This window comes from Phytoactinopolyspora endophytica (genome assembly GCF_004138495.1).
Taxonomy (GTDB): Bacteria; Actinomycetota; Actinomycetes; order Jiangellales; family Jiangellaceae; genus Phytoactinopolyspora; species Phytoactinopolyspora endophytica.
Genome location: NZ_ML142875.1, coordinates 65,387 through 70,548 on the forward strand (window position 1 = coordinate 65,387; position 5,162 = coordinate 70,548).

Annotated in this window: 4 protein-coding genes; 1 reads left to right on the plus strand and 3 read right to left on the minus strand. The window is 66.8% G+C overall.

The window, feature by feature from the left end; genetic code table 11:
* Nucleotides 1-108: 108 nt before the first annotated feature.
* The 3 genes from ELR45_RS32135 to ELR45_RS32145 all read right to left on the minus strand — a co-directional run bounded on the left by ELR45_RS32135 (nt 109) and on the right by ELR45_RS32145 (nt 4,125).
* Nucleotides 109-2,478 carry an HAD-IB family hydrolase gene (locus tag ELR45_RS32135; RefSeq protein WP_205857693.1) on the minus strand — a complete coding sequence of 790 codons (2,370 nt, stop codon included), beginning with the start codon at nt 2,476-2,478 and terminating at the stop codon, nt 109-111.
* Nucleotides 2,475-3,311, minus strand: a complete 837-nt coding sequence (locus tag ELR45_RS32140) for a hypothetical protein (RefSeq protein ID WP_129669919.1) — start codon at nt 3,309-3,311, stop codon at nt 2,475-2,477. Before ELR45_RS32140 ends, ELR45_RS32135 begins: the two co-directional genes overlap by 4 nt.
* Before the next feature lie 217 nt (nt 3,312-3,528).
* Nucleotides 3,529-4,125: a TetR/AcrR family transcriptional regulator gene (locus ELR45_RS32145; RefSeq protein ID WP_129669920.1), complete on the minus strand. Its 597-nt coding sequence runs from the start codon at nt 4,123-4,125 to the stop codon at nt 3,529-3,531.
* Nucleotides 4,126-4,232: 107 nt separating this feature from the next.
* Between ELR45_RS32145 and ELR45_RS32150 the strand changes: the two genes are divergently transcribed.
* Nucleotides 4,233-5,030, plus strand: a complete 798-nt coding sequence (locus tag ELR45_RS32150; protein WP_129669921.1) for an SDR family NAD(P)-dependent oxidoreductase — start codon at nt 4,233-4,235, stop codon at nt 5,028-5,030.
* Nucleotides 5,031-5,162: the final 132 nt, after the last annotated feature.

The following is a 5,162-nucleotide window of genomic DNA, read 5'->3' on the forward strand; positions in this document are numbered from 1 at the left end:
TACCGCAGGCTGCGCAGCGTCTGCGGCGGTAGGGGATTGTCCTGGAAGTCCTCGAAGGATAGGTCCTGCCACTGCACGCCTTGCGACGTCCTGGTGAAACGGTCGATATCAAAGGCCATGCGAAGTCCTGTCGCTCGGCTCGGTGTGAGAGCCGGTGCGGGACCCGCCCGGCTGCGGCAGGCCGGCGGATCCGTTCCCGGACGGGTCGTCGTCGGCCGTCGAGGTCCGTCTCCAGTCGGCGACGGTCCATCCCTGCTTGCGGGCGTGCCGGTACAGCTTGCTGTCGGGGTTCACCGCCGTCGGATGGCCGACCAGTTGCAGCCACGCGACGTCGGCGTGGCTGTCCCCGTAGCCGTAGGAGTGCCGCAGGTCAATGCCATGGTGGTCGGCGTACTGGGTGAGCCAGGCGCCGCGAGCCTCGTCCACCAACGGGGGCGCATCGAGGTAGCCGGTGAGCACGCCGTCGCGCTCGTGCATGCGCCCGGCGACGACATCGTCGAACAGGTGTGCGATGGGTTCGACGAGCATGTCGATCGAACCCGTGACGAGAACGGTGTGATGTCCGGCGGCTCTATGTGCCGCTGCCCGGGCGATCGCGTCGGGATGGATCCGCTGGCGGATCGCCCGGCCGAACGCGGTGTTCGCCTGTCGCCGGATCTCGTCGGCGGGCAGGCCCGCGTAGCGGCGGGTGAAGGCGCGGATGAACTCACCGCGGTCGCGCAGCTCGCTGCGGAGATATCCAGGCAGCGACATGGTCAGGCTGCCCAGCTCACGCGGCCAGCTCGCCACCGGTGTGATCGCGCGGTACAGCCAGAGGTACTGCTCGATCAGGTTCCAGTCGAGAACCGTTCCTTCCAGGTCGAACACGGCCACCGCGTCCGAACGTACGGACAGCATCCGCGCGGGCCGGGACGTCGAGGCCGGCCGTTGCGCGTAGGCGCGACTCAGCTCGGTGATCGCGGGGAAGTGCACCTCCTGCAGGTACGTCCGCCAGTCGATCTCGGTCACGTCGAACCCTCGGTCGGTGCGGTCCTGCTCCGGGAGGGCGTGGTGCAGCTCGCGGAGACGGGCGTCGTCGAAGACGATCTCCGTCTGCACGTACGGCCGGTAGAGGTCGGTGAGCTTGCGCAGCGACTGCAGGTCGCGCTGCAGAGAGTGCACCTGGTCCGCCCAGGTGCGTGAACGCGTCGTCATCGGAAGGCGGGAAAGAAGCCAGTCGGCCGTGGTCACGAGGGTCTCGCGCTGCCGCATCGACCGGTCGAGGCGCCGGTCGCCCGGCAGCCGCCAGGTCGGCACCTGGACATGGCCGTCGTCCTTCGGCAGCGGGGTGCGCAGGAAGAACTCGTGGACGTTCTGGTACATCTGGTGAAACGCGAGCGGGTTGCTCGCGCCGGACCCGATATGGAAGTAGCGTGCCGCGGTCTCCTCGGCCGAGGGCGGCATCGCCGCGGCGGCCACGATCGCGTTGACGACGAAGTCCACCGGGATGATGTCGAGGACGCTGTCGGGGAGCGCGGGGAAATCGGGAAGCTGGCCCCGGCCGTAAGCCAGGATCAGTGGATCGGCGACCTTGAAGCCGTCGATCCATCCTGGATACGGGTGCCGCAGGGCGCTTTCGATGATGGTCGGCCGCAGTACCGACAGCCGCTGACCCTGCCCGAACCACAGATCCTCGGCGGCGCGTTCGGCCAGGGCTTTGGTGAACGTGTAGGAGTCCGTCCAGCCCAGACTCTGCGCACGCAGTCCGCCCTGCTCGACCAGCCGTTCGTTGACCCACTCCCGCCGCGCGACCTCGGCCGCGTCGGTGACGGCCTGCGGTCCGACCTTGCCATGCTCGGCTCGAGCCTGGTCCAGTAGCCGGCGCAGGACCTCCGGCTGCCGGGAGGTGAAGTCGATGCGGGCGCGCGCGGTGCGAGCGGCCTCGGCCTCGGTTCGCCAGTCGACGTTGTGGCTGAGCGATCGCTCGGGCGTGATGCCCTTGCGCAGCCCTCCGACGTAGGCGGTGGAGACGTGGATCACGTGCGGCGTCGCTCCGGCGGCCTGCAGCGCGCCGTACAGGCCGAGCGCTCCTCCGACGTTTGTGTCGAACGCCTCATCGATAGGGGAGTCGAACTTGACGGTCGAGGCGCCGTGGATGACGGTGTCCAGATCCGACGGGAGATTCTCGATCGTGCCGAGGTCGCCGGAGATGACGTTGACCCGCTCGTCGACGAGCCGGTCCGCCTCGGACGCACCCACGGCGCGCCGCCAAGGCCGGAAGACGGGTTTGCGGAGCAGCCTGGCCAGCCGATCCTCCGCGGAGAGGTTTCCCTTCGGCCGGATGATGACCGATACCCGGCAGTCCGGATGCGAAGACAACAGCCGCTCCAGCACGGCCTGCCCGACGAATCCGGTCGCCCCGGTCAACAGGATGTGCGTGCCCGACAGATGGTCCCATGGTCCGCTCATATCACTGCCCGTCATGTCACTCCGCGTCATATATGTCTCCTCGCTGCCACCGTGGCATGGACGAGCGTAAGTCTTCCCAAGCCTGGCAGAGCCTGGACGCGCCGGTCTATCTCCTCGATCAGCGACGGCGCCGAAGCGAAGATGCGGCCGAAGAAGAACGACTCCTCCGCTATGGGCTCATCCTCGACGCTCAACGGCCATAGCGACCGGCGCAGCCGGGTGCGGGCCAGGCGACGGGCGAGCCGCGAGCGGCGGAGGCGATTTCGGCTCTGCGCGATGAAGAAGGCCAGATGGCGGGACTTGATGTCAAGGAACCTCTCCACCGTGCGGGTCAGCTCCTTGTGCTCCTCCAGTTCCGCTATCCGCTCGTAAGCGGCGTGCGTCATCCACTCGTCGATCGTGCTGGTGGTCATATGTACAGCGATGACGGCGTCGCCGATCGTGTTGTCGACGATCGAGCGCCCGATGGGAGCGAACCGCTCCTGTGCACGCCGCCAGGCGGCGGCGGTATTGGCCGGCCGGGACCGGGACGCCTGGATAGGGTATCCGTGCCGTTCGATGACGGCGTCGAGCGCGTCGGCGATCCAGTACTTCTCGTACGCCCAGGTGGTGAGGAACGCGGTCACGTACGCGTCTTTATGCGTCGGTGTGACGAGTACGCGCCGCAGGTACCGCATGGTCGAGCGTTCGACGTCCCGGATGTAGCGCAGACAGCGCAGCGTCTCGCGGCTCAAGGGCGACTCGTCATACTCGGTGAGCCGGAGCTCGTCGCGGTGGGAACCCACTGCACTGCGCGCGAACTCGCGGACATCGAACGGTGAGGCCGGAACGATCTCCACCCGCTCGCCACGCCTCATGGGCATGAATGACCTCCGGGCGAAACTATGTCCAGCCATGCACACGCGTAGTTTACGATCGCGCTTCCCGCCACCGTCGCCACCCCCAATGAACAAGGCCGAGGACCAAAACGAACCTTCGTTCTCTTAACTTGCCATACATGAATGCGGTGCGCAAATGCGGCTTAGCACAGAATATCGCCGCCCGTGCCGGGAGCGAGTGACGGGTCCGCTCCGGCCGAGATCAGCCGTGCTGGGTGAGCGCGCCGAGGCCGGCCGCGTACGAGGCCGGGCCGACGTCGCCGATCAGAAGGCGTTGCAGGATATAGCCCATGAGCACGCTGAGCAGGACCTTGGCGACCTCGTCCGGATCGCCCTCGGACGTTGTGCGCCCCATGTCCTGTTCGGCGACGACCAGCTGCGAGACCAGGCCATGGATGGCGCGGTAGCGGACCTGGATGATCTCGGCGAGCGATGGGTCGCGCAATGCCTCCGCCCAGACCTGAGGCGCCAGGTATGCGTACCCCTGGTCGCCGAAGGCGAACTCGTCCGTGGCGGTGAGGCCCTGGCGCACCGCTTCGTCCAGGCGTGGGGGCGGGCTCTGGGTGAAGATCGGTTCGAGCACCTGGAAGATCTGTCCGATGACCTCCTCCGCAATCGCGCCGATGATGTCGTGCTTGCTGTTGAAGTGGCCGTAGACGGCGCCGGCCGACAACTCAGCCTCGGAGAAGATGTCGGCCATCGATGTCTGGTGGAACCCCTCCCGGACAAAGCAACGTCGTGCGGCGTCGAGGATCTGGTGACGGCGTTGGTCGCGATGCTGCTGTGAGACCCGGGGCATACTCGCACGTTAAAACGGACGTTCGCTCGTGACAAGCGAGACGCGGACCGGCATGAGGACCGCCCGCGCCGCCGGGCCCGGCACGGGCGGTGTCGTATGGTGCTGCGATGGCCACGGCTCTCATCACCGGCGCTACGTCCGGCATCGGTCTCACATTCGCACAGCACCTCGCGCGGCAGGGTTACGATATTGTCTTGGTCGCACGTGACGCCCGGCGGCTCGATGAAACGGCGGAGAGCATAACGGCGGCGACTGGGAGGCACGTGGAGGCCATGCGAGCCGACCTGTCCGACCGAAGCGACGTCGCCAGGGTCGCGCAGCGGCTCTCGGCCGGTGAACGGCCCGTCGAGGTGCTGGTGAACAACGCCGGGTTCGGGATCCATCAGCCGCTCGCATCCGAGGACGGCGTTGAGCATGAGAAGGCGATCGAGGTGATGTGCCGGGCTGTCCTGGTCCTCGGCGGAGTTGCCGCAAAGGCCATGACGTCGCGGGGAGTTGGCATGATCATCAATGTGTCGAGTACCGCGGGGTTCATGGCCCTGGGCGGTTACTCGGCCGTCAAAGCATGGGTCACGGCGTACAGCGAAAGCCTCTCCGTCGAGCTTCGAGGCTCCGGGGTTCAGGTGACGGCGCTCTGCCCCGGATGGGTCCGCACGGAATTCCATCAACGTGCCGGGCTCAGCACGTCGTCGATTCCCTCATGGCTGTGGGTGGATAGCGATCAGGTGGTGGCCACAGCTCTCAAGGACGCCGGGCGCGGCAAGGTAATCTCAATCCCCACCATGAGATATCGCGGATTGATGTGGTGCGTCCATCACCTGCCGAGGGGTGCGGTCCGCGCCATCTCGGGAAAGATCACGTCGAAGCGGAAGGGCCCGAAGCCCGGGGGCGAGGAGGCTCGATGAGCATGAAGATTGCCCCGCGTCTGACGTCACAGCAGAAACGCTATCGGCGTTTCACGTCGCGGGTGCTGGCGGTTCCCCGGTTTGTGGTGCAGCGGTTGATGTTGAAGCCGTTGGTGTGGTCGTTGACGCGGG